Source organism: Pseudomonas sp. R15(2017) (assembly GCF_002112685.1).
Taxonomy (GTDB): Bacteria; Pseudomonadota; Gammaproteobacteria; order Pseudomonadales; family Pseudomonadaceae; genus Aquipseudomonas; species Aquipseudomonas glycinae.
The window spans coordinates 47,766-73,559 of the sequence record NZ_NEII01000004.1 but is presented as its reverse complement, the minus strand read 5'-3'; the positions used below and the strand labels follow the sequence as shown (position 1 = coordinate 73,559).

The window sequence follows — 25,794 nt, the reverse complement described above, 5'->3', positions numbered from 1 at the left end:
AATAAGATTGTCGATTGCGTTGTATACAATCGGCACGGCTGTTGCAGTGTTTCAGCCTCTTATTCTTTGGGGGTGCTCCATGCAGTTCTGGCGTCGCAGTATTCAATGGCAGTTGATCCTCGGCATGGGCACCGCCCTGCTGGTCAGCATTCTGATCGTGGTTGGCATTTATACCCTGGTGGTCAACCGCCTCGCCCAAAGCTATCTGGTCGAACAGGCGCTGCCGTCGAGCATCGAAGCGACGCGCAACGACATCGAACGAATCCTCGTTCAACCCCTCACCGCCGCCAAGGACATCGCCAGCAATACGATGGTCCGCGACTGGCTGGCCAATGGTGAAGATTCCGCCAGAACGGCGGGCTTCGCGCAGTATCTGGAAGGCATCCGCGCCGAACACAAGGCGTTCACTGCGCTGATCATCGGCACCGAATCCAATCACTACATCACCGAAAAAGGCCTGGATCGCACCCTCAGTCGCGACAAGCCGGCCGATGCGTGGTTTTACTCGTTTCTTGACAGTAACCAGTCGCGAACCCTGAATATCGACAACGACGGGGCCACCGGAGAGCTGGCGCTGTTCATCGACCTGAAGGTCGAGCAGGCCGGCAAAGTGGTCGGTGTCGCGGGCCTTGGGCTGAGCATGAAAGAGCTGTCGGAGCTGATTCACAACTTCAGCTTCGGCGAGCGCGGGAAGGTCTATCTCGTGCGTTCCGACGGTCTTATCCAGGTCCATCCCGAGGCACAGTTCAGCGGCAAGCGCACCTTGAGCGAGCAGATCGGTGGCTCGGCAGCACAAGCGGTCATGGGCCACAAAGTGGCCGCCAACAGCAGCTTCCAGCGCGACGGCGAAGATTTCCTCGCCTTCAGCCTGCCTTTGCGCGACCTCGGCTGGACCCTGGTGGCCGAAGTGCCACAGTCGCAGATCTACGCCGAAGCCCGTCGGGCGATGTGGATGAGCAGCGGCATCGGCCTGGTGGTGGCGCTGGTTTGCCTGGCGCTGGTGATCTGGCTGGCCCAGGGATTGGTGCGACCGATTCGTCAGGTAACAGCTGCGCTGGTAGCAATCGGTAGCGGTGGTGGAGATTTGACTCATCGGTTAGATTCCAGCCGCGCCGATGAACTGGGCGACCTCGCCAGGGGCTTCAACCGTTTCCTCGACAGCCAGCGCGGGATGATCGGCGAAGTGCTGACCACCAGCGAGCGTCTGCGCGTTGCCGTGGGCCAGGTGGCCAGGGTTGTGGACAACACTGCCGAGCGCTCCGGCCGCCAGCAGGAAATGACCGACATGGTCGCCACCGCCGTCCACGAAATGGGCCTGACCGTGCAGGAGATCGCCCAGAACGCCGGCAACGCCGCGCTCGCCTCGCAAACCGCCCGCGACGAAGCGATGCAGGCGCGAGAGGTGGTCGGCGGCTCGATTCGCCATATAGAAAGCATGTCCGATGAAATTGGCGTCGCGGCGGGCGCGGTGGGGGAGCTGGCGCATCAAGTGGCGTCGATCGATCAGGTGCTGGCGGTGATTCGCGGGGTGTCCGAGCAGACCAACCTGCTGGCGTTGAACGCTGCCATCGAGGCTGCTCGAGCCGGCGATATGGGGCGTGGTTTTGCAGTGGTAGCGGATGAAGTGCGCACCTTGGCGCGTCGGACTCAGGCGTCTACCGACGAGATTCAGCAGATGATCGGCAGCCTCAAGCAGGGTGCGGAGAATGCGGTGTCATCGATGCGAACCGGGCAGGCCGCGACGGGCACCGGAGTCGAATCGAGCCAGCGTACCGGGGCGTCTTTGACTGCGATTACCGGGCAGGTCGAGCGCATCAGCGACATGAACCATCAGGTGGCGACAGCGACCGAGGAGCAGTCGGCGGTGACCGAGGAGATCAACCGAAACGTGCAGGGTATTTCCGATCTGGCCCGGGCGACGGCGGGGGAGGTTCGGGCTTGTCGTGAGGATTGTCAGATGTTGCAGCGGTTGGCGGATGACCTGGCGCGGCAGATGGGCGGGTTCAAGTTGAGCTGAAATTGATCGTTCCCACGCTCTGCGTGGGAATGCAGCCCCAGACGCTCCGCGTCCTCTCAAGATCGTGACGCAGAGCGTCACAGGAGGCATTCCCACGCGGAGCGTGGGAACGATCATTAAGAGGTCAAAACCACGCATCCTGCATTGCCAGACACGTATCATCCCGCGCCTCCAGCAACGCCAGCTCATGCTGGCACCCCGGCACTTCCCACGTCAGGAAATAGCGCGCCGCCTGCAACTTGCCCTTATAGAAGTCGGCATCCGCCGCATTGCCCTTGGCCAACCCTTCCTCGGCGCGAATCGCCTGCTCCAGCCAGCGCCAGCCAATCACCGCATGCCCGAATACCTTCAGGTACAGCGCCGAGTTCGCCAGGCTGCTGTTGACCTTGCCCTGAGCCAGGTCGGTCAGCAGACCAATGGTCACGCTCTGTAGGCGCGCCACCAGTTTCTCCAACGGCTCACGCAGTGCGGTCAACGATTCGTGCGCTACCGCGCGCTCGGCGGTGTCGGCGATCAGTCGAATCAGCTGCTTGAGCCCGGCGCCACCGTTCTGCGCCAGTTTGCGTCCCAGCAAGTCCAGCGACTGAATGCCGTGAGTGCCTTCGTGGATCGGGTTCAGGCGGTTGTCGCGGTAGTACTGCTCCACCGGGTATTCGCGGGTGTAACCGTGGCCGCCGAGAATCTGGATCGCCAGTTCGTTGGCTTTCAGGCAGAACTCGGACGGCCAGGATTTGACGATCGGTGTCAGCAAATCCAGTAGCTCATGAGCCTGTTTGCGCTCGGCTTCGGTCTCCAGCGTGGTGGTGTCATCGAACAGCCGTGCCGCATACAGACCGAGATCAAACGCCCCTTCAACGTAGGATTTCTGGGTCAACAGCATGCGTCTGACATCGGCGTGCTGAATGATCGCCACCGGTGCCGTAGTCGGATCCTTGCTGTCCGGCACCCGGCCCTGCGGACGTTCGCGGGCGTATTCCAGCGAATACAGGTAACCGGCATAACCGAGCATCACCGCGCCCATGCCGACGCCGATGCGCGCCTCGTTCATCATCTGGAACATGTAGCTCAAACCGTGGTGCGGCTTGCCCACCAGATAACCGACACACTGACCGTTATCGCCGAAGTTCAGCGCCGTTGACGTCGTTCCGCGCCAACCCATCTTGTGGAACAGCCCGGCCAGCAACACGTCGTTGCGCTTGCCAAGGCTGCCGTCATCGTTGACCAGAAACTTGGGCACGATGAACAGCGAAATCCCCTTCACCCCGGCCGGCGCGTCCGGCAGCTTGGCCAGCACCATGTGCACGATGTTTTCCGAGAGCGGGTGATCGCCGCCGGAAATGAAGATCTTGTTGCCCTTGAGGCGATAAGTGCCGTCGGACGCAGGCTCGGCGCGGGTACGAATATCCGACAGTGACGAACCGGCGTGGGGTTCGGTCAGGGCCATGGTGCCGAAGAAACGGCCGTCAATCATTGGTTGCAGGAAGCGTTGCTTCTGTTCTTCGGTGCCGAAACTTTCGATCAGGTTGGCCGCGCCCATGGTCAGGAACGGATAGGAAGTTGAAGCCGCGTTGGCCGACTGGAAGTGGGCGAAGCAGGCCTGGGACAGCAGTGTAGGAAGTTGCATGCCGCCGGCGTCGAAACTGCGCGCCGCGTTGAGGAATCCGGCTTCGAGGAACGCATCCACCGCCGGTTTCACCTCGGGAATCAGAATTGCCTGACCGTTCTCGTAGCGCGGCTCGTTCTCGTCGCCCTTGCGGTTGTGCGGTGCGAAGTACTTCTCGGCGATGTTGCGCGCCGTGCCGATGGCGGCATCGAAGGTTTCGCGGTTGTGCTCGGCAAACCGCTCGCGCCGGGTCAGGCCCTCGGCATCGAGGACTTCGTACAGCTCGAAAGCCAGATTGCGGGAACTGAGCAGCGTCTCGGACATGTCGGCCTACCTTTTTTTGGAATGGACCGAGTCTAGGCGTGCGAATAAATGCTGAACAGGAAGATTGATAACGGTGATGGAGAGGCCAAAAAAATGGGCGCCGGTGAGGGCGCCCATTTCAGGTTGCTGTACTGATCGTTCCCACGCTCTGCGTGGGAATGCAGCCCCGGACGCTCCGCGTCCCATCGGTGCCAGGCTTGAAATCGGCAGCGTGGCTGGAACGCGGAGCGTCCCTTGAGGCGTTCCCACGCAGAGCGTGGGAACGATCGCGCGGGAGTTAACCGATGGTCATCAGACTGGCGTTGCCGCCTGCTGCCGCGGTGTTGACGCTCAACGCACGCTCGATCACCAGGCGCTCCAGAGCAATGTTGGTCTCGCCCTGGGACAGGCCCTGAACCCCGACGATGGCGCCGGCACGTTTGGCGATCTGCTGGCAGACCGCACGCAACTGGTCGGAATGGCCGTGATGCAGAACCGCATCGAACACCACGTCGTCCTTGTTCCAGTCGGAAACCAGTTTGATCCGCGCCTGAATTTCCTTCGGCAGGCGTGCGAGCAACGCCTTGCTGGTGTCGGATTCCGGCCAGACCGCCGAACCGCCCACCGCCAGTACCGCAGCGAGTTGGGTCAGCAGATCACCTTCGATGTCCGCCAGGCACAGCACGTGCTCGCGCGGCAGGATCGCGTAGCTGTTCTTTTCGCCGGTCGGGCCGGCCAGTACGCGGGTGATACCGCTTTGCGACTGCGCCGCGTACTGCACGCACAGGGTACTCAGGTCGGCGAACTTGTTGCTGTCGGCCCAGGCTTTCAGAGCGGTCAGCGGTTTGCTCATGGCGTCGCGCAGACGAACGTCCGGCGCCACGGCAGCATCAGCGCGAGCGAAGGATTGTTCGATGGCATCGGTAGGACGCGTCGACAGCAGACGGTACAGGTACAGCGGGCCACCGGCTTTCGGGCCAGTACCCGACAGGCCTTCACCACCGAATGGCTGGACGCCGACCACGGCACCCACAATGTTGCGGTTGACGTAGACGTTACCGGCGTTGACGTTGTCGATCACCTTGGCGATGGTCTCGTCGATGCGGGTGTGCACGCCGAGGGTCAGGCCGTAACCGGAGGCGTTGATCTGGGCGATCAACTGGTCGATCTCTTTACGCTTGTAGCGCACCACGTGCAGCACCGGGCCGAAGATCTCGCGTTGCAGTTCGTCGAAGCTTTCCAGCTCGATCAGGGTCGGCATGACGAAGGTGCCGCGTTTGACTTCCTCGGTATCGGCGATGGCCACCTGGTACACGTTGCGACCTTTGTCGCGCATGCCCTGGATGTGCTTCTCGATACCGGCCTTGGCTTCGGCGTCGATCACCGGGCCGATGTCCACGGACAGACGCTCCGGGTTGCCGAGACGGCTTTCAGCCATTGCACCTTTGAGCATTTCGATGACGCGATCAGCGGAATCTTCCTGCAAGCAAAGGACGCGCAGGGCCGAGCAACGCTGACCGGCGCTGTCGAAGGCCGACGACACCACGTCGATCACCACCTGTTCGGTCAGTGCCGAAGAGTCGACGATCATCGCGTTCTGGCCGCCGGTTTCGGCGATCAGCGGAATCGGACGGCCCTGGTTGTCGAGGCGACCGGCGATGTTGCGCTGCAGCAGACGCGCGACTTCGGTGGAGCCGGTGAACATCACGCCTTTGACGCGCTCATCGCCGACCAGACCGGCGCCGACGGTTTCACCGCGACCCGGCAGCAGTTGCAGCACGCCTTCCGGAATCCCGGCTTCGAGCAGCAAGCGTACGGCTTGTGCGGCCACCAGCGGAGTCTGCTCGGCCGGTTTGGCCAGCACCGGGTTACCGGCGGCCAGTGCGGCGGCAACCTGGCCGCTGAAGATCGCCAGCGGGAAGTTCCATGGGCTGATGCACACCACCGGGCCCAGTGGGCGGTGGGCGTCGTTGCTGAAATCGTTGCGTGCCTGCACCGCGTAATAACGCAGGAAATCGACGGCTTCGCGGACTTCGGCGATGGCGTTGGCGAAGGTCTTGCCGGCTTCGCGGGCCAGCAGGCCCATCAGCGGCTGGATCTCGCCTTCCATCAGGTCAGCGGCACGTTCCAGAATCGCGGCACGTTCGGCCGGCGGGGTGGCCTGCCAGATCGGTGCGGCGTTCAGGGCGCATTGGATTGCGTTGTCGACGTCTTCGACCGTGGCTTCCTGCACGTGGCCGACCACGTCACGCAGATCGGACGGGTTCAACACGGGTGCCGGCGCTTCGTTACTGGAGGCGCAACCGAGCATCGGCGCGGCTTTCCAATTGTTGTGCGCGGTGGCCAGCAGGGCGCAGGACAGCGAAGCCAGACGATGTTCGTTGGCCATGTCGATGCCGCTGGAGTTGGCGCGCTCGGAACCGTACAGATCACGCGGCAGCGGAATGCGCGGGTGCGGCAGGCCGAAACCACCTTCCACGGTTGCCATCTGCTCGATCTGTGCAACCGGATCGGCCACCAGTTCCTGAATCGAAATCGACTGGTCGGCGATGCGGTTGACGAACGAGGTGTTGGCGCCGTTTTCCAGCAGACGACGTACGAGGTACGCCAGCAGGGTTTCGTGGGTGCCGACCGGAGCGTACACACGGCACGGACGGTTCAGCTTGCCTTCGGAAACCTTGCCTACAACCTGCTCGTACAAAGGTTCGCCCATGCCGTGCAGGCACTGGAATTCGTACTGGCCCGGATAATAGTTCTGACCGGCAATGTGATAAATCGCCGACAGGGTGTGGGCGTTGTGCGTGGCGAACTGCGGGTAGATGACTTCCGGCACCGACAGCAGTTTGCGGGCGCAGGCGATGTAGGAAACGTCGGTGTACACCTTGCGGGTGTAGACCGGATAGCCTTCCAGGCCTTCGACCTGGGCGCGCTTGATTTCGCTGTCCCAGTACGCGCCTTTTACCAGACGGATCATCAGGCGATGACGGCTGCGGCGAGCCAGGTCGATCACGTAATCGATCACGTACGGGCAACGCTTCTGGTAGGCCTGGATCACGAAACCGATGCCGTTCCAGCCGGTCAGTTGCGGCTCGAAGCACAGACGCTCGAGCAGATCCAGCGACAGCTCCAGGCGGTCGGCTTCTTCGGCGTCGATGTTCAGGCCGATGTCGTATTGCTTGGCCAACAGGGTCAGCGACAGCAGGCGCGGGTACAGCTCGTCCATCACGCGCTCGTACTGGACACGGCTGTAACGCGGGTGCAGGGCCGACAGCTTGATCGAGATGCCCGGACCTTCATAAATCCCACGGCCGTGGGACGCTTTGCCGATCGAGTGAATGGCTTGTTCGTACGAGGCCAGGTACTTCTGGGCGTCGTGTTCGGTCAGCGCCGCTTCACCGAGCATGTCGTAGGAATAGCGGAAACCCTTGGCTTCGAACTTGCTCGCGTTGGCCAGGGCTTCGGCGATGGTTTCGCCGGTGACGAACTGCTCGCCCATCAGGCGCATGGCCATGTCGACGCCCTTGCGGATCATCGGCTCGCCGCTCTTGCCGATGATGCGGCTCAGGGACGAAGTCAGGCCGGCTTCGTTGTGAGTGGAGACCAGTTTGCCGGTCAGCAGCAGGCCCCAGGTTGCGGCGTTGACGAACAGCGACGGGCTGTTGCCCAGGTGCGGCTGCCAGTTGCCGGTGCTGATCTTGTCGCGGATCAGCGCATCGCGAGTGCCTTTGTCCGGGATACGCAGCAGCGCTTCGGCCAGGCACATCAGCGCCACGCCTTCCTGGGACGACAGGGAAAACTCCTGCAGCAGACCCTGAACAATGCCTGCACGACCGCCGGCACTCTTCTGGTTACGCAGTTTTTCCGCGATGGTCGCGGCGAGTTTGTTGGTGGCTTCGGCCATCGGTGCCGGCAGGCGAGCCTGCTCGATCAGCATCGGTACCACTTCCGGCTCAGGGCGACGATAAGCGGCGGTGATCGAGGCGCGCAGCACCGATTGCGGCAGGATGCTTTCAGCGAATTCGAGGAAGCATTGGTGAGCGTGATCGGTATGGACTTCGCCCGCGTCGTCGGTGTCCTTGGCGGACAAACCGTTCAGCTCGGTCAGGGTTGCACCACCCTCGAGTTTTTCCAGGTAATTGAAAATTGCCTGCTTGATCAGCCAGTGCGGTGTGCGATCAATCGAGGTTGCGGCGGCCTTCAGGCGTTCGCGGGTCGGGTCGTCAAGTTTGACCCCAAGGGTGGTGGTAGCCATATTTTTATCCTCATAGGTGCCGCAGTTGCGCGACAACAGCTGGCGGCAAGATTAGCCGCGAGCCGGAACAGGTGCAACCGGGTGCAACCCTTTTTTGTCGGAATATTCTGCAGCTCGTCAGGAAATAATTTCTGGTACGAAAGTGCTGCTCTTGCTTGGTGCTTTTGCTTCTAGAAAAGCGTTGTCACTGCGTTAAAAGGGAGCAAAAAGCGACTTCCGTAGGATAAATCCGACTGGGTGCAACTAATTCTCAAGAAACTGGTTGCACCTGTTTTGCTTTGTTGCATAGGATTCGCGCCCAAGGTGCAACCGGGGGAACCCGACGCACCGGCCAATGGCTTTCCTGGGGAAACATTGGTCATAAATGCGCGGCAGTGCGAATCGTCTGTCAGACGTCAGTCTGCAAACGGTGCAACCGCCGCCGCTACATAAAAACAAAGCCAGGGCACGTACGTAATGAGCGCAAGCAATCCAACCCTGATCACGTTCGTGATCTACATTGCAGCAATGGTGCTGATCGGCTTCATGGCCTATCGCTCCACCAACAACCTTTCTGACTATATTCTTGGCGGCCGCAGCCTCGGCAGCGTGGTGACGGCATTGTCCGCCGGTGCTTCCGACATGAGCGGCTGGTTGCTGATGGGCCTGCCGGGCGCCATCTACATGTCCGGCCTGTCCGAAAGCTGGATCGCCATCGGCCTGATCGTCGGTGCCTACCTGAACTGGCTGTTCGTTGCCGGTCGCCTGCGTGTTCAAACCGAACACAACGGTGACGCGCTGACCCTGCCGGACTACTTCTCCAGCCGTTTCGAAGACAAGAGCGGTCTGCTGCGCATCATTTCGGCAGTGGTGATTCTGGTGTTCTTCACCATCTACTGCGCTTCCGGCATCGTGGCCGGTGCCCGTCTGTTCGAAAGCACCTTCGGCATGTCCTACGAGACCGCGCTGTGGGCCGGCGCTGCGGCGACGATTGCCTACACCTTCGTCGGCGGTTTCCTCGCGGTGAGCTGGACCGACACCGTACAAGCCACGCTGATGATCTTCGCACTGCTGCTGACGCCGATCATCGTGCTGCTGGCTACCGGTGGCGTGGATACCACGTTCCTGGCCATCGAAGCGCAGGACCCGAGCAACTTCGACATGCTCAAGGGCACCACTTTCATCGGCATCATCTCGCTGATGGGTTGGGGTCTGGGCTACTTCGGCCAGCCGCATATCCTGGCGCGCTTCATGGCCGCTGATTCGGTCAAGTCGATCGCCAACGCCCGTCGTATCTCCATGACCTGGATGATCCTGTGCCTGGGCGGCACCGTGGCCGTGGGCTTCTTCGGTATCGCTTATTTCTCGGCGCACCCGGAAGTGGCCGGTCCAGTGACCGAAAACCACGAGCGTGTGTTCATCGAACTGGCGAAAATCCTGTTCAACCCGTGGATTGCAGGCGTGCTGTTGTCGGCTATTCTCGCGGCAGTGATGAGCACCCTGAGCTGCCAGTTGCTGGTGTGCTCGAGCGCCCTGACCGAAGATTTCTACAAGGCTTTCCTGCGTAAATCCGCTTCGCAAGTCGAGCTGGTATGGGTTGGTCGCGCCATGGTGCTGCTGGTTGCGCTGGTCGCTATCGCCCTGGCTGCCAACCCGGAAAACCGCGTGCTGGGTCTGGTGTCCTACGCCTGGGCCGGTTTCGGTGCGGCCTTCGGTCCTGTGGTGCTGATCTCGGTGATCTGGAAAAAGATGACCCGTGACGGCGCACTGGCCGGCATCCTGGTCGGCGCGATCACCGTGATCGTGTGGAAGCATTTCGAATTGCTGGGTCTGTACGAAATCATCCCGGGCTTCATTTTCGCCAGCCTGGCGATCTACCTGGTCAGCCTGATGGGCCAGCCGAGCGCCGGCATGGTTCAGCGCTTTGAAGCGGCCGAGAAGGATTTCCATCTGAACAAGTGATGGAAATGAGCTGAGGCTCACCAGAAAACGGCCCGTTTCCTACCCGGAAGCGGGCCGTTTTTTATTGCCTGCGATTTCTGATCAGCGCTGGCGATCCCTGCGGGAGCTGGCTTGCCAGCGATGGCGATGCGTCAGTCGCCCGGAATGCTGGAGGTGCCGACCTCATCGCTGGCAAGCCAGCTCCCACAGGGTTCTGCGATATTTCTGACGGATGTGTCTGTAGTTGAAAACGTCGATTGTTGAAGGCCAAATCGAAGTTTCAAGTAGGGAAAATCTGATTTTTCAGTCACCCGTCCTGCACCCCTTGCCCCTCATGCAGAATCGCCCGCCCTCATTCTGCAGAGAGACATCGGATGTTCGCGCCTGCCAATCAACCGCGTTTCACGTTGACCGTCGAAGGCGCCCAGTTTGACCTCAAAGTCCTTGAGTTCACGGGCAAGGAAGCCATCAGCCAACCCTTCCGCTTCGACCTGGAGCTGGTCAGTGAACGGCCGGATCTGGATCTGGAAAGCCTGCTGCACTGTCAGGCGTTTCTGAGTTTTGATGAAGACGGTTCCGGTATCCACGGTCAGATCTATCGGGTCGGGCAGGGGGATTCCGGCAAGCGTCTGACCCGCTATCACGTCAGCCTCGTTCCGCGTCTGGCCTACCTGGGTCATCGGATCAATCAGCGGATCTTCCAGCATCAAAGCGTGCCGCAGATCGTGACGCAGATCCTCAAGGATCACGCGATCCTGCGCGATGCCTTCACGTTTCGCCTCGGCAGCGATTACCCGCCCCGTGAATATTGTGTGCAGTACGCCGAAAGCGATCTGGCGTTCATTCAGCGGCTGTGTGCCGAAGTCGGTATTCATTTTCACTTTCAGCACAGCCCGGACGGACATCTGTTGGTGTTCGGCGACGATCAGACGGTATTCCCGCGTCTGACCAAGCCGACGCTGTACCTGCCGGGCAGCGGCATGGCCGCATCGGCACCGGCGATCAAGCGCTTCACCGTACGCGTTGAAACCCGCACCAGCGTGGTCACCCGGCGTGATTACGACTTCACCAAACCCCGGCTGGCACTGCAAAGCCGTGCAGTAAGCGAACAGCGCCCGGTGCTGGAGGATTACCAGTTTCCCGGCCAGTTCACCGAGCGCGAAACCGGCAAGCAACTGGCCCAGCGCACCCTTGAACGACATGTCGCCGACTACCGTCAGGCCGAGGGCCGCAGCGATCAATCCGCTCTCGTCAGCGGACATTTCCTGCAACTGACCGAGCATCCGCGCCAGGATCTGAATGACCTCTGGCTGCTGACTGCTATCGAACACCGTGGCCGACAGCCGCAAGTGCTGGAGGAATCGGTGACCAGCGACGGTGATGACTTCCAGGGCTACCGTAATACCTTTCTCGCCACGCCGTGGGACGTGTTCTTCCGCCCGCCGATGGGCCCGGAAAAACCGCGGATGCTTGGCTATCAGCCTGCCGTGGTCACCGGCCCGCAAGACAGTGAAATCCATTGCGACGAGTACGGTCGGGTCAAGGTGCAACTGGCCTGGGATCGCGACGGTGAACTCAACGAGCATTCCAGTTGCTGGCTGCGGGTTGCCAGCGGCTGGGCTCATGACCGTTATGGCAGCGTGCTGATTCCGCGGGTCGGCATGGAAGTGCTGGTGGGGTTCATCGATTCCGATGCCGACAAACCGCTGGTCATGGGTTGCCTGCCGAACGCCGCCACGCCGGTGCCGCTGGATCTGCCGGCCGACAAGACCCGCAGTATTTTCCGCAGCCAGAGTAGTCCCGGCGGTGGGGGCTACAACGAATTGCGTATCGAAGATCGCAAAGGCGCCGAGGAAATCTACCTGCGCGCCCAGCGAAACTGGACCCAGCACGTATTGAACGATCAGCAGGTGCAGGTGGATAACCAGCGCAGCGTTGTCGTCACAGGTCTCGCCAAGCACGAGCTGAAAGCCGATGAACAGCGCATCACCCACGGCCAGCGTCAGACCGAGGTGAAGCAGGACGACCACCTCACGGTGACCGGCGACCGGCACATCCGCGTGAGCAATCAGGCGATCAACGCCAGTGGTCAATTCCACGTCAGCGCCGGCCAGCAAGTGGTAATCGACGGCGGCGCGAGCGCGACGATTCAGGCGGGCGGGCAGTGGATCAACATCGGCCCCGGCGGGATCTTCAGCAGCGTGCCGATTGTGGTGGGTGGTGCGCCGATGGCGGCGATGAGTGCGACGCCGACGGTGCCGGGGTTGCCGGAAAAACTGGCGGCAGCCCCAGCTGCGATTCTGACTGCTGCGCAAATCATGAGCCTGAAAGGTGATGCGCCTTTCTGTGAAGAATGCGAGCGCTGCAAAGGTGGTGTCTGTGCAGCCTGATCAATGGTTGAAGGATGTGCCGCTGAAGCCGTCGGAGCAGTTGTTCGCGATTTTCAGTAGCGCCAGTGCGGCGGAGCCGCTGAAGGCCTGGCCGCTGAAAGCGCAGATGCCGAAACCGGTCTGGGCGGAAACGATCTATGCCGAGTGGGACGCGGTGATGCCCTACGTGGGAATCGTCGACGCGGGCAGTGAGTTTCTGGATTGGGTGGCGACCACGGAGTCTCGGGACTGGGGTTGGGTGGCGGTTTCTTCGGCGGGGCTTGAGGCGGTGGTCGAGCACTTTCGCAGTTTGACTCAGGTGCTGATGCCGGACGGGAAAGCGGTGTTCTTCCGGTTTTGGGATGGGCGGTTTTTGTTGCCGATTCTTGAGTCGTCCGAGGTGGATGCCGGGCAACTACTACCGGTCCTCACACGAGGATTGATCAACGGTCAGACCGTCGAGATCGGGGGTCGGGCGCGGGTCTCGGGTCGGGAGTTTCCTTGGTGGTCAGTGCCGGAAAAGCTGCTGGCGCAATTCGGCGGCGACGCCCGGATCAACAACGCCTTGCAGTGGTTGAGCGAGGAGCAACCTGGGTTGTTCGAGGCGTTTCCCGCCGATGTCCTGCGCTGCAAGGTTGTCAGGTTTTTTGCGGTTTCGGCGTCGGACGAGTCGTCGGCTTCGGCTTTGCTGGACTACTTGCGGGACGAGTCAGAGTGAAATTTCCGGGCAAAGGCTTCGGACGTTTCCTGCGAGTTGCGACGGTTTTCATGAACTGGTGGGCGAGGGCGGGCGGGGATAGTCTTTTGGTTGTCACCGCAAATTCGGTGACAGGGCGTGGAAGCCCTTTTATCGTTAGGCGCTTACCAGACAGACGCCGTTTATGTTTGTCTCCTATGGTGGCTGTGCGCGGGGCGCTTTCGAGTGCGCCGGGTGCCTAACGTCCCGGTCTTCCACACCTGCGTACAGCCGCCACCTAATGCGTGGAAGTGATAGTTGGCGGCTTCATCCAATACGTTAGGAGTCAGTCCAGTGCCAACATTGAAACCCGATCCACCCTACGAACCCTTCATCCCCCACCCCGACAACCGCCTCATGGCGCTGACCAGCAACTGCAACGACATGCCCACCCTGTTCATCGACACCCACGCCCCGCTCGACATCCTGATGGACGCCGCCAACTACCGCATCCGCGCGGTGATCCAGGTCCTGGAAAACATGTGCATGCGCGGCTCGGTCGAGTGCGACTCGGTCATCCTCAGCGACTTCGCCCAGCTCTGCGTGATACCGCTGCGTGATGGTTGTGATGTGTTGGATGTGATTGGCAAGCGACTACGCTCGTAGCTTTAGTAGGCGAGGCATAGCCTTGAGACGAGGGAGCTTGTCGGCTTATCGCACCGTACCGCTTGAGCGCGCCAAACAAGCTCTCTCCATTTGTTTTTTCAGATTTTTGTAACGTCACTTATGAGTTTTCCCAGCGGGCCATCGGTGATCGTAACCCTGACTCTGTCTCCAGCGATTACGGACGGCGGTGTTTGCGTTGTTGCGTCAAATGTTCCACCTCCGTTATCAAGGGTTACGCTGATGATGGAATCCTGACCAAACGCCTGAGATCCCGGGATCGGGCCTGGGCCGATTGAGACTTTCGCAACAGTGCCAGTACCTGATGTGGTGGTAATGGATTGTGCCATTGATGACGATCCTCTTTGCAATGGATTGAAACATTACAAGCGTTAACGAACGCTGGTCCTGTCACCTGATTAGGTGTTGTTTTCGGTGAGATGGATACTGTCAAAGTTGACAGGCAGAGGTCGTGATTCCATTTAAAAAGGTACCAGTCGTCGGAATCAGGCTAATGCTGCGCTAAATTGGTCGGGCGACTCCACTCATTGCAGTCCCGTTTTATCAGGGGCTTTTGGAGGGTTGTCACCCACTCAGCCCCCAACCCCTGACTTGCCGCCCGGTAAAAGGTAAACTTCACGGCCCTCGCAGGAGCAGCCATGAATTATCGTCACGCCTTCCATGCCGGCAATCATGCCGATGTGTTCAAACACCTGACCTTGACCCGCCTCATCGCCCTGATGTCGCGCAAGGAGCAGCCGTTTGCCTATCTCGACAGCCACGCCGGCATCGGTCTGTATGACCTGCAGGGCGATCAGGCCAACCGTACCGGCGAGTATCTGGAAGGCATCGCGCGGTTGTGGGATCAGCCGGATCTGCCGGCGCTGACCGCTGACTACATGAAAGTGCTGCACGAGATGAACCCGGATGGCCAGTTGCGTTATTACCCGGGCTCGCCGGAGTTGGCGCGGCGTCTGACTCGTTCCCAGGATCGTGTGTTGCTCAACGAGAAGCACCCGGAAGACGGCGTACTGCTCAAGGACAACATGAAGGGCGACCGCCGTGTGGCCGTGCATCTGGGCGAGGGCTGGCATGTGGCGCGGGCGCTGCTGCCGGTGGCCGAGAAGCGAGCGGTGATGCTGATCGATCCGCCGTTCGAGAAGCTCGACGAGATGCAGCGTTGTGCGGCGTCGCTGAAAGAGGCGATCTCGCGGATGCGCCAAACCGTGGCGGCCATCTGGTATCCGGTGAAGGATCAGCGCGCATTGCGTCGTTTCTATCAGGATCTGGCCGGCACCGGTGCGCCGAAGTTGCTGCGGGTCGAGTTGCTGGTGCATCCACTGGATACGCCGAACAGCCTGAACGGCTCTGGCCTGGCGATTGCCAATCCGCCGTGGGGGCTGGAGGAAGAATTGCGTGAGCTGCTGCCGTGGTTATCCAAAAAGCTTGGGCAGACCCAGGGTGGATGGCAGATGGATTGGTTGATCGCCGAAAGCTGATCACTGACCGATCGTTCCCACGTAAATGATCGTTCCAACGTCGAGGCGTCGAACCGTCCGCGTGGGAATGCCTCAACGGACGCTCTGCGTCCGCTGTTGGGACGCGGAGCGTCCCGGGCTGCATTCCCACGCGGAGCGTGGGAACGATCAGTGGTCGCGGTCAGTTCCCCGCCAGACTCGGCGGCATGCACACGCCAGTGCCGCCAATCCCGCAATAGCCTTCCGGGTTTTTCGCCAGATACTGCTGGTGATAGGCCTCGGCGAAGTAAACGGTAGGCGCCTGTTCAATCTCGGTGCTGATTTCACCCAGACCCGCCTTCGACAGTTCGGCCTGATAAACAGCCTTGCTCTTCAACGCCGCCTCCAGTTGCTCCGGATGGGTCGCGTAGATCACCGAACGGTACTGGGTGCCGATGTCATTGCCCTGGCGCATGCCCTGCGTCGGGTTGTGCAATTCCCAGAACATCGCCAGCAGCTCTTCGTAGCTGACCTTGGCCTTGTCGAACACCACCAGCACCACTTCAGCGTGGCCGGTCAGGCCCGAGCAGACTTCTTCGTAAGTCGGGTTCGGCGTGTAACCGCCGGCGTAACCAACCACGGTGCTGACCACGCCTTCACGCTGCCAGAAGCGGCGCTCGGCACCCCAGAAGCAGCCCAGCCCGAAGATTGCGAAGTCGACGTCCTGAAAGAACGGACCAAGCAACGGCGTTTCGATGAAAACAAAGTGTTTTTCAGGCAGGGCCATCGGGGTTTCGCGGCCAGGCAGAGCTTGTTCTTTAGTCGGTAGCACGTTTTTGTTCACCAGAATTTCCGAGCGCAGAACCATGATCGTTCCTCTCAGTCAGGATGGGATGTCTATAAGCTGACCCACAGTGTGCCCAATGATGCCCGGTTAATCACCAGGCAAAATGTGCGGATAGTGTCCGGTGGGTTACAGAGAGAGCGGGCCACGCGGGTAGCGCTTGAGCGCCTGGATCAGCTCGCCGCCCGGAATCGGCCGGTCGAACAGGTAGCCCTGGCCGACGTCGCAGCGGTGCCGGCGCAGGAACGCCAGCTGCTCGGCGGTCTCGATGCCTTCGGCCACGACCTTGAGTTTCAGGTTGTGGGCCATGGCGATCACGGCGGAGGTGATTTCCATGTCGTCCTGGTTGTCCGGGATTTCGTGGATGAAGCTGCGATCGATCTTGATGATGTCGATCGGGAATTTTTTCAGGTAGCTGAGCGACGAGTAACCGGTGCCGAAGTCGTCCATGGCCAGGGTCAGGCCCAGACGCTTGAGCTGGTCGAGCTGCAAGTGGGTGTCTTCGGTGGCTTCCAGCAGCAGGCCTTCGGTCAGTTCCAGTTCCAGCAGATTGGCCGGCAGCGCTTCTTCCTTGAGGATGTTGGCGATCGAGGCCACCAGATCCGGGTCGGAAAACTGCTTGGGCGACAGGTTGATCGCCACTTGCAGATTGCCCATGCCGGCGGCGGTCAGCGCCTTGCTCATGCGGCAGGCCTGGCGGGCGATCCACTTGCCGATCGGGATGATCAGGCCGGTTTCCTCGGCGACGCTGATGAACTGATCCGGGCGGATCATGCCGCGCTCCGGATGATTCCAGCGCAGCAGCGCTTCCATGCCCAGCAATCGGCCGCTGCGCAGGCACAGCTTCGGCTGGTAGAACACGTCCAGCTCGTTCTGGGTCAGGGCGCGGCGCAGGTTGTTCTCAACGAACAGTTTGTAACTGGCCTCGGCGTTCAGCGCTTCGGTGAACACCTGCACCTGGTGTTTGCCGTTGGCCTTGGCCTTGTGCAGGGCAAGGCCGGCGTTGCGCATCAGGGTCTGCGGGTCGCGGCCGTGCAGCGGCGCGCAGGCCAGGCCCACGGAGCCGGTGACGCTGATCAGCTGGTTGTCGACGAACATCGGTTTATCCAGCGTCGCCAGCAATTGATTGGCGATCTGCTGCCCGGTGGCAAGGTCAGTGTCGTCGAGCAACACCGCGAATTCATTACTGGCGAACCGCGCCAGGCTGCCGCTCGGGCTCAGGCTGTTGCGCAGGCGCCGGGCCAGGCTGATCAACAGTTTATCGCCGGTCTGGTGACCGAGGCTGTCGTTGATCCGCTTGAAGTTGTCGATGTCCACCAGCAGCAGGCTGATCGGGGTATCGCTGTCACGGGCGAAGCGTTCATCCAGGTTGCGGATAAATGCAGGCCGGTTGCCGAGGTTGGTCAGGTTGTCGGTGTAGGCCAGGCGCTCGATGCGCTGCTGCGCCAGTTTGGTCTGGGTGATGTCTTCGTAGATGCCGATGTAGTGCGTCAGCTCACGGTTGTCACCGTAGACCTTGGAAATCGACAACTGGCCCCAGTAGGGTTCGAGGTTCTTGCGGCGGCTCTTGAATTCGCCTTGCCAGCTATTGCTTTTGGCCAGCGCGGAGGGCGCGTCGAACAGCAACTCGCTGAGGTTTTCCAGGGCTGGCAGCTCCGAGAGGCGCTGGCCGTGGACTTCCTCGGTGGTGTACTGGGTGATCGCGGTGAAGCTCGGGTTGACGTACTCGACCACGCCGTCGCAATTGACCAGCAGGAAGGCGTTGGCGCTTTGCTCGACCGCGCGCTGGAACAGGTGCAGGGCGCTGGTGGCGGTGCGGCGATTGTGGTTGTTGATGACCTGGGCGAACTGGTCGGCCAGTTCACCGGCAAAGGCGATTTCGTCGGACTGCCAGGCGCGGGTGACACCGGTCTGCTCCAGGCACAACACGCCGACCACCTGGCCGTCGACGCGGATGCTGGCGTCGAGCATGGCGTTGACGTCACGCGGGCGCAGGGCCTCGGCCATTTCCCGGGTACGCGGGTCGCGCATCGCATTGTGGGCGTCGATGGCGCGGCTGCCGTGCAAGGCTTCCATGTAATCGGGGAAGCCGCTGACATCAATCACGTCCGGCAGGATGTATTCCTGGGTAGCACGGTGGTACGCCGAAATCGGCACCAACTTCTGGCCTTCGAGGTTCCACAGGCTGGCACAGTCGATTTCATAGATATCGCAGGCGCAGCGGGTGATCAGCTCGGCCGCTTCCTGCAGGGAGTTCTGGCTGCTGTAGCGCTGGCGGGCCAGCAACAGGATCAGGTCCTGTTGGGCGCGCACCCGTTCCAGATGCTGCAGTTGTTCCTGCTGGGCACGCTGATTGAGCTCAAGGGCGATTTGCAGGCGTGAATTCTGGGTTTCAAGGTCGACGGACGGCAGCGAAGGTGCCTCGTCGAACACATTGTCGACCGCCAGCAGGTAACCGCGCAGCAAGTGGCGGTTGTGCTGTTTGTAGGCTTCCCCGAGCTCAAGAATGCTCAGTGCGCCGGCGGCGGTGTGCAGGGTATAGCGCACCAGGTAATGCGAGCTTTGGCTGAGTTGTTGCTGGATCGCATCATGCAGTTGATAGCGCGCTTCGGGCTCCATCAGGCTGGCGTAGGGCGAGCCGACCAGGGCGCAGAGCTCGACGGCGGGCTGGCCGAACTGGCGTTCACAGTTGGGATCGAGAAACAACATGGCCCAACTGGCTTCATTCAAGCGCTCGAAACGCAGCATGCCGAGCCGCGAGGGCACAGGCAACTGCGTCACTACCTCGGCCACCATACGGCTGGCGGCATCGGGTTGGCTCTTCATGAAGGGAACTCGCTTGGAAATTTGCTGAACGCGCCGGGCTCGCGCCCTCTTTACTGTTGCCTGCGGCAAGGTTGCATCATTGCGGCACCGACTGACAAGAGACATGAAGGCCAAGTGCTATAAGAATATGTCGGCTGCAGTGAACATTTCTCCAGCGGTAGCCGGAAACTAATGCTATTAGGCGTGGAGAGTGCCGTTCCAGAGCCTTCCGGCATCCGGAACGGTCGTGCCGCTGGATTTCATCGCAACGGTATATCGATGGATTGCAGGTGCCTGCCATCCCGGTCGTGATAGTTGACCTGGATCCGCCCGGTCTCGACCACCATGTGCGCGAAGTTGTCCTGGCTGACGACCTGGCTGGTCAGCGCGTGCCGGTATTCGCCTGCCTCGGTCTGCGTCAATGGCTGATCGAGAATGAAGATGGCGGCGCTGGCGTAGGGCAGCAGTTTGCTGTTGCTCAGCGGTGAAGACACGACGGTGTGCACTTCGAAGTCAGGGTCTTCGCTGTGGCTCAGGCGACTGGTCAACGAGCCGTGCACGTCGCCTGAAATGAACACGACGTTCCTGATCCGATGCAGGCGGATGATTTCCAGCAGACGCAGGCGCTGTTCGGGGAAACCCGCCCAGGCATCATCGCCGTTCATTTTGCGGTCGGGGTAAAACATGACACTGGTGACCACGAACTTGACCCGCGCCGGGCTTTCGACCAACCACTTGCACAAGGCCTGTTCCTGTTCTTCGTCGAGGATGCGACGGTTCTCGGCCGACAAGTTGCGGCGCGTTCGACTGTCCGTTATGAACCATTCGATATCGCCATCGCTGAATTGATACCAGTAGTGCTCAAGTGATGTGGGATCAACTGTTCCATTAGTTGTTGTTGAGCAGATCGGGCTATGACTCGCTTGATAGATATCGTAAGCCGCCATTGCATTGCGATATAGCGCTATGTCGGACTCGTTGGCGTTCATTGGCCAGTTGTCCTCTATTTCATGATCATCAAGAATCATGTAAGTCGAAGTGCCGGACATCAGTCGGCGGATATTGGGCAGGGAAAACGCCGCACGATACTTTGCAATGATCTCGTCATAGTCGCGATCCGGGGCCAACAGGTTCAAATCGTCCGCGTAGATCTGATCACCACACATCATGATTGCGCTGATTGCCGGTTGTGCCCCCTCGATCAACTGGCTGATGGACGCGAAGATCCGGTCGCCCGGATGCGGCAGCACCGGGATGCCGGCGGTCATGCGCAGGTAACGGCAGGAGCCGAGGATGTAGGCGCGCGGCTGCAAGGGCTGGCTGCTGCGGGTGCGCAGGCGATAGGTTTCCCGTGGCCATTGCAGCGGCAACTCCGCCACGCTGTGGATGGTATGGACAGGACTCATCGGGCTGAACCAGCCGGTCTGGTATTCGTAGTCCGTGTCGGCTTGCAAATGATCGAGCACCAGCACTTCAGTCATGTCGCGAGTTGAATCAAGTTTTACAAACTGCCCCGTCTGCCATTGTTTCGAGTCCAATGGTCGGTAACGAATTCCGGCAAATACGGCAGTGTTTTGTTGCAGTCCGCCGCGAATAAAGATCCGCGCCTGATTAGTTGTTGTATGGCCAACGATCGGGCCGACAGTAGGTTTCAGCATGTTCGAATCCATTCGAATAAGTGTTGGTGGGTAATAAAGTTGTCTCGTTTGTCGGTGCAACTTTGATGCGCCAAGGTTAGTTGCCTGTCGCTGAAAAATATCAATTTGAAGTGGACTGAAGTCGTGGCTTATATCAGCGCAAGTTGTGGGAAAAGTGCAGGCGACAGTTATTCCAAGCAAAAAAAAGCCCCGCCAAACTGACGGGGTTGAGGTACGAGCGTGTGGCGCTCGAAAACGTGGAACGCATTCGGCCCTCCGTTGCCGGAGGGCCGAGCGCTTTACAGCAGGATGGTGCGGATGTCCGCCAGCAGGTCGCTCAGACGCTTGGTGAAGCGTGCAGCAGCGGCGCCGTTGATCACACGGTGATCATAGGACAGCGACAGTGGCAGCATCAGTTTCGGCTGGAAGGCTTTGCCGTCCCAGACTGGCTGGATGGTTGCCTTGGAAACACCGAGGATCGCCACTTCCGGCGCGTTGACGATCGGCGTGAAGCCGGTGCCGCCAATGTGGCCGAGGCTGGAAATGGTGAAGCAGGCGCCTTGCATCTCGTCCGACGAGAGCTTCTTGGTCCGGGCTTTTTCAGCCAGGGAAGCGGCCTCGGCGGCCAGTTGCAGCAGGCTCTTCTGGTCGACGTTCTTGATGACTGGTACCAGCAGGCCATCCGGGGTGTCGACGGCGAAGCCGATGTTCACGTATTTCTTGCGGATGATCGCCTTGCCGCTTGGTGCCAGCGAGCTGTTGAAGTCCGGCAGTTCCTTGAGCAGGTGTGCGCAGGACTTGAGCAGCAGCGGCAGGATGGTCAGCTTGACGCCGGCCTTCTCTGCGACAGCTTTCTGTGCGGTGCGGAACGCTTCCAGCTCGGTGATATCCGCCGAGTCGAATTGCGTCACGTGCGGCACGTTCAGCCAGCTGCGGTGCAGGTTGGCGGCGCCGACCTGCATCAGGCGGGTCATCGGCACTTCTTCGATTTCGCCGAAACGGCTGAAGTCGACGACCGGAATCGGCGGGATGCCCGCGCCACCGGTTGCGCCAGCAGCAGCGGCCGGTGCTTCCTTGGCCTTCTGCATCATGGCTTTGACGTAAGTCTGTACGTCTTCTTTCAGGATGCGACCGTGCGGACCGCTGGCGCCGACAGCGCTCAGCTCGACGCCGAATTCGCGAGCCAGTTGACGCACGGCAGGGCCGGCGTGAACTTTCGCACCAGGCTTGGCTGGAGCAGCAACCGGAGCGGCGGCAGCGGGTGCAGCGGCAGCCGGAGCAGCAGCTGGCGCCGGAGCGCTCGGTGCAGCAGCGGCAGCTGGAGCCGGGGCAGCAGCCGGAGCGGCGCCTTTGACTTTCAGCTTGAGGATCAGGTCGCCAGTGCCGACTTCGTCGTCCAGCTTGATGGAAATGCTTTCCACCACGCCAGCGGCAGGCGACGGTATTTCCATGCTCGCCTTGTCGGACTCCAGGGTGATCAGCGACTGGTCGGCTTCAACGCTGTCGCCAGCCTTGACCAGCACTTCGATGATCTTGGCCTTGCCGGCCGAACCGATGTCCGGAACGTGGATGTCCTGAACGCTGTCGGCAACCGGTGCGGCAGGTGCAGCGGCCGGCGCCGGAGCAGCGGCAGCGGCTGGCGCAGCAGCCTGGGCCGGAGCGGCAGCAGCAGGGGCCGCAGCACCCGCCACTTCCAGATCCAGGATCAGGTCGCCGGTGCCGACTTCGTCGTTCAACTTGACGCTGATGGCCTTGACCACGCCAGCGGCAGGCGACGGGATTTCCATGCTCGCCTTGTCGGATTCCAGGGTGATCAGCGACTGATCAGCCTCGACCTTGTCGCCGACCTTGACCTGGATCTCGATGATCTGGGCCTTGCCCGACGAACCGATGTCCGGCACGTGCACTTGCTGAACCGAAGCGGCAGCAGGGGCAGCGGCTGGCGCAGCCGGTGCAGGCGCGGCGGCCGGTGCAGCTTCGGCCTTGGCGGCAGGCGCAGCAGCCGGAGCAGGGGCCGCTTGCGCGGCGCCCTCGACTTCCAGTTCCAGCAGTTCGTCGCCTTCCTTCAGGCGATCGCCCAGCTTCACTTTCAGGCTCTTGATGACGCCGGCCTTCGGGGCCGGCACTTCCATGCTGGCCTTGTCCGACTCCAGGGTCAGGATGCTCTGGTCGGCTTCGATACGGTCGCCGACCTTCACAAACAGTTCGATTACTTCACCTTCACCGCTGCCGATGTCAGGTACGCGAATGAGTTCGCTCACAGAGTTTCTCCTCAGCAGTCCAGTGGGTTGCGTTTTTCCGGGTCGATGCCGAACTTGGTGATGGCCTCGGCCACGACTTTAGGTTCGATATCGCCACGGTCAGCCAGTGCTTCCAGGGCTGCCAACACCACGAAATGACGGTCGACTTCGAAGAAATGACGCAGTTTCTTGCGGCTGTCGCTGCGGCCGAAACCGTCGGTGCCCAGGACTTTGAATTCCTTGGACGGTACCCACTGACGGATCTGCTCGGCGAACAGTTTCATGTAGTCGGTAGAGGCGATGACCGGACCCTTACGGCCGCTCAGGCACTCTTCGACGTAGCTGCGCTTAGGCTTCTGGCCTGGTTTCAGACGGTTGCTGCGCTCTACGGCCAGGCCGTCGCGACGCAGTTCGTTGAAGCTGGTGACGCTCCACACATCGGCGCCGATGTTGAACTCTTCACGCAGGATCTTCGCCGCTTCACGGACTTCACGCAGGATGGTGCCGGAGCCCATCAGCTGTACGTGATGCGCCGCATCGCGGGTGTCTTCTTCGAGCAGGTACATGCCTTTCTTGATGCCTTCTTCGGCACCGGCCGGCATGGCTGGCTGCTGGTAGGACTCGTTCATCACGGTGATGTAATAGAAGATGTCCTGTTGCTCTTCGGTCATCTTCTTCATGCCGTCCTGAATGATCACCGCCAGCTCGTAGCCGTAGGTCGGATCGTAGGTGCGGCAGTTCGGGATGGTGGCAGCCAGCAGGTGGCTGTGACCGTCTTCGTGCTGCAGGCCTTCGCCGTTCAGGGTGGTACGGCCGGCGGTGCCGCCGATCAGGAAGCCACGGGTGCGGCTGTCGCCGGCAGCCCAGGCCAGATCGCCGATACGCTGGAAGCCGAACATCGAGTAGAAGATGTAGAACGGCAGCATCGGCTGGTTGTGGCTGGAGTACGAAGTACCGGCGGCGATGAAGGAACTCATGGCGCCCGCTTCGTTGATGCCTTCTTCAAGGATCTGACCTTTCTGGTCTTCCTTGTAGAACATCACCTGGTCTTTATCGACTGGCTCGTAGAGCTGGCCGACGGACGAGTAGATGCCCAGCTGACGGAACATGCCTTCCATGCCGAAGGTACGGGCTTCGTCCGGGATGATCGGAACGATGCGCGGGCCGATTTCCTTGTCCTTGACCAGTTGCGCGAGGATCCGCACGAACGCCATGGTGGTGGAAATTTCACGGTCGCCGGAACCGTCGAGGATCGCCTTGAGGGTGTCCAGATCCGGAGTCGGTACGCTGAAGCTCTGGGCGCGACGCTGAGGCACGAAACCGCCCAGTGCGGCGCGACGCTCGGCCAGGTAACGGGCTTCGGCGCTGTTTGGCTCTGGCTTGAAGAACGGCAGGTTTTCCAGCTCTTCGTCTTTCACCGGGATGTCGAAGCGGTCGCGGAACAGCTTCAGGCTGTCGACGTCGACTTTCTTGGTGTTGTGCGCGGTGTTCTTCGCTTCGCCCGCACCGGTACCGTAACCCTTGATGGTCTTGGCCAGGATGACGGTCGGTTGTTCTTTGTGGTTGACCGCTTCGTGGTACGCCGCGTAGACCTTGTACGGGTCGTGGCCGCCACGGTTGAGTTTCCAGATCTCGTCGTCGGACAGGTCTGCAACCATCGCCTTGAGTTCAGGCGTGTTGAAGAAGTGTTCGCGAACGAACGCGCCGTCTTTGGCTTTGTAGTTCTGGTACTCGCCGTCGATGACTTCGTCCATGCGACGTTGCAGGATGCCGTCGACGTCTTTGGCCAGCAGTGGGTCCCAGAAACGGCCCCAGATGACTTTGGTCACGTTCCACTGAGCACCGCGGAACACGCCTTCGAGTTCCTGGATGATCTTGCCGTTGCCGCGAACCGGGCCGTCGAGGCGCTGCAGGTTGCAGTTGATGACAAAGATCAGGTTGTCCAGCTTCTCGCGGCCGGCCAGGGAGATGGCGCCCAGGGATTCCGGCTCGTCGCACTCGCCGTCGCCCAGGAAGCACCAGACTTTCTGTTTGCCCGGCTGGATGAAGCCGCGGTGTTCCAGGTACTTCATGAAGCGAGCCTGGTAGATCGCCTGGATCGGGCCCAGACCCATCGAAACGGTCGGGAACTGCCAGAAGTCAGGCATCAGCCAAGGGTGCGGGTAGGACGACAGGCCCTGACCGTCGACTTCCTGGCGGAAGTTGTTCATCTGGTCTTCGGTGATGCGGCCTTCCATGAATGCACGGGCGTATACGCCTGGCGAGGTGTGGCCCTGGAAGTAGATCAGGTCGCCGCCGTGTTCGTCGGTCGGGGCCTGGAAGAAGTAGTTGAAGCCGATGTCGTACAGGGTCGCACTGGAAGCGAAGCTGGAGATGTGACCACCCAGGTCAGAATCTTTCAGGTTCGTACGCATTACCATGGCCATCGCGTTCCAGCGTACCAGCGAGCGAATGCGGCGTTCCATGAACAGGTCGCCAGGCATGCGTGCTTCGTGGGTAACGGGGATCGTGTTGCGGTAAGGCGTGGTGATGGCGTAAGGGAGCTGCGAACCGCTGCGGGTTGCCAGTTCACCCATACGGGTCATCAGATAGTGAGCACGGTCTTCGCCTTCTTTGTCGAGAACCGATTCCAGGGCGTCCAGCCATTCCTGGGTTTCGACGGGATCGAGGTCTTGCATGGCTTGCTCCAGGGCGGAAAGGCTTCCAGAATCGGTTGCCTGAGTTTGCGACTGGCCTTGTGGGCAGACGATTTAAAATTCTTGGATTGCCGACAGGTTGTTCCGGCGGCGTGTAGTTTTACTACAAATCATCCGGCATTTCAGCCTTTCGAATGTATAGACGAGTAGTAAAACTACAGATGAAAGGCTTGTGGCCTCCGACTGCGTTGTGAGAATAATCGTTAAGGTTGGTCTTTGGCCATCCGGAAAAGGTGAAAGTTTGATGCTGGCTGCCAAAGAAAAAGAAATTTCAGCTATTTCTCACTTTTGTTCGACAGTCCTTCGCGTAGC

The 25,794-nt window shown here is 60.6% G+C and carries 13 protein-coding genes; 6 read left to right on the top strand and 7 right to left on the bottom strand.

Going from position 1 to position 25,794, the window contains the following annotated elements:
• Positions 1-79 precede the first annotated feature (79 nt).
• Positions 80-2,017 carry a methyl-accepting chemotaxis protein gene (locus CAF77_RS10030; RefSeq protein ID WP_064382869.1) on the top strand — a complete coding sequence of 646 codons (1,938 nt, stop codon included), beginning with the start codon at positions 80-82 and terminating at the stop codon, positions 2,015-2,017.
• A gap of 124 nt (positions 2,018-2,141) precedes the next feature.
• Here CAF77_RS10030 and CAF77_RS10025 read toward each other — a convergent pair whose 3' ends face one another.
• The gene (locus tag CAF77_RS10025) at positions 2,142-3,944 is read right to left on the bottom strand and encodes an acyl-CoA dehydrogenase (protein WP_064382870.1); all 1,803 of its coding nucleotides are present in this window, start codon (positions 3,942-3,944) and stop codon (positions 2,142-2,144) included.
• A gap of 277 nt (positions 3,945-4,221) precedes the next feature.
• Positions 4,222-8,175 (bottom strand): trifunctional transcriptional regulator/proline dehydrogenase/L-glutamate gamma-semialdehyde dehydrogenase, encoded by a 3,954-nt coding sequence (gene putA, locus CAF77_RS10020; RefSeq protein WP_064382871.1) that lies wholly within the window; start codon positions 8,173-8,175, stop codon positions 4,222-4,224.
• Positions 8,176-8,631: 456 nt separating this feature from the next.
• Here putA and putP point away from each other — a divergent pair, with 456 nt between their 5' ends.
• The 5 genes from putP (at position 8,632) to CAF77_RS09995 (ending at position 15,302) form a co-directional block, all read left to right on the top strand.
• Positions 8,632-10,116 (top strand): sodium/proline symporter PutP, encoded by a 1,485-nt coding sequence (gene putP, locus CAF77_RS10015; RefSeq protein ID WP_064382872.1) that lies wholly within the window; start codon positions 8,632-8,634, stop codon positions 10,114-10,116.
• Positions 10,117-10,469: 353 nt separating this feature from the next.
• The gene (locus CAF77_RS10010) at positions 10,470-12,485 is read left to right on the top strand and encodes a type VI secretion system tip protein VgrG (protein ID WP_064382873.1); all 2,016 of its coding nucleotides are present in this window, start codon (positions 10,470-10,472) and stop codon (positions 12,483-12,485) included.
• A complete protein-coding gene (locus tag CAF77_RS10005) occupies positions 12,430-13,182 on the top strand; it encodes a DUF4123 domain-containing protein (RefSeq protein WP_139831585.1) in 753 nt (250 codons plus the stop codon). Before CAF77_RS10010 ends, CAF77_RS10005 begins: the two co-directional genes overlap by 56 nt.
• Before the next feature lie 312 nt (positions 13,183-13,494).
• Complete coding sequence (locus tag CAF77_RS10000; protein WP_064382875.1) at positions 13,495-13,806, top strand: hypothetical protein; 312 nt, start codon at positions 13,495-13,497, stop codon at positions 13,804-13,806.
• A 656-nt stretch (positions 13,807-14,462) separates the two neighbouring features.
• Complete coding sequence (locus CAF77_RS09995) at positions 14,463-15,302, top strand: 23S rRNA (adenine(2030)-N(6))-methyltransferase RlmJ (RefSeq protein ID WP_064382876.1); 840 nt, start codon at positions 14,463-14,465, stop codon at positions 15,300-15,302.
• A 160-nt stretch (positions 15,303-15,462) separates the two neighbouring features.
• On the opposite strand, the gene msrA is transcribed toward CAF77_RS09995, so the two are convergent.
• From msrA to aceE, 5 genes are all read right to left on the bottom strand, one after another.
• Positions 15,463-16,128, bottom strand: a complete 666-nt coding sequence (msrA, locus tag CAF77_RS09990; protein ID WP_064382877.1) for a peptide-methionine (S)-S-oxide reductase MsrA — start codon at positions 16,126-16,128, stop codon at positions 15,463-15,465.
• A gap of 105 nt (positions 16,129-16,233) precedes the next feature.
• Positions 16,234-18,930 (bottom strand): bifunctional diguanylate cyclase/phosphodiesterase, encoded by a 2,697-nt coding sequence (locus tag CAF77_RS09985; protein ID WP_064382878.1) that lies wholly within the window; start codon positions 18,928-18,930, stop codon positions 16,234-16,236.
• Positions 18,931-19,169: 239 nt separating this feature from the next.
• Positions 19,170-20,567, bottom strand: coding sequence for an alkaline phosphatase D family protein (locus CAF77_RS09980; RefSeq protein ID WP_064382879.1), 1,398 nt, complete (start codon positions 20,565-20,567; stop codon positions 19,170-19,172).
• Positions 20,568-20,845: 278 nt separating this feature from the next.
• Positions 20,846-22,807, bottom strand: coding sequence for a dihydrolipoyllysine-residue acetyltransferase (gene aceF, locus CAF77_RS09975; RefSeq protein WP_085654404.1), 1,962 nt, complete (start codon positions 22,805-22,807; stop codon positions 20,846-20,848).
• A gap of 11 nt (positions 22,808-22,818) precedes the next feature.
• The gene (aceE, locus tag CAF77_RS09970; RefSeq protein WP_011332129.1) at positions 22,819-25,464 is read right to left on the bottom strand and encodes a pyruvate dehydrogenase (acetyl-transferring), homodimeric type; all 2,646 of its coding nucleotides are present in this window, start codon (positions 25,462-25,464) and stop codon (positions 22,819-22,821) included.
• Positions 25,465-25,794: the final 330 nt, after the last annotated feature.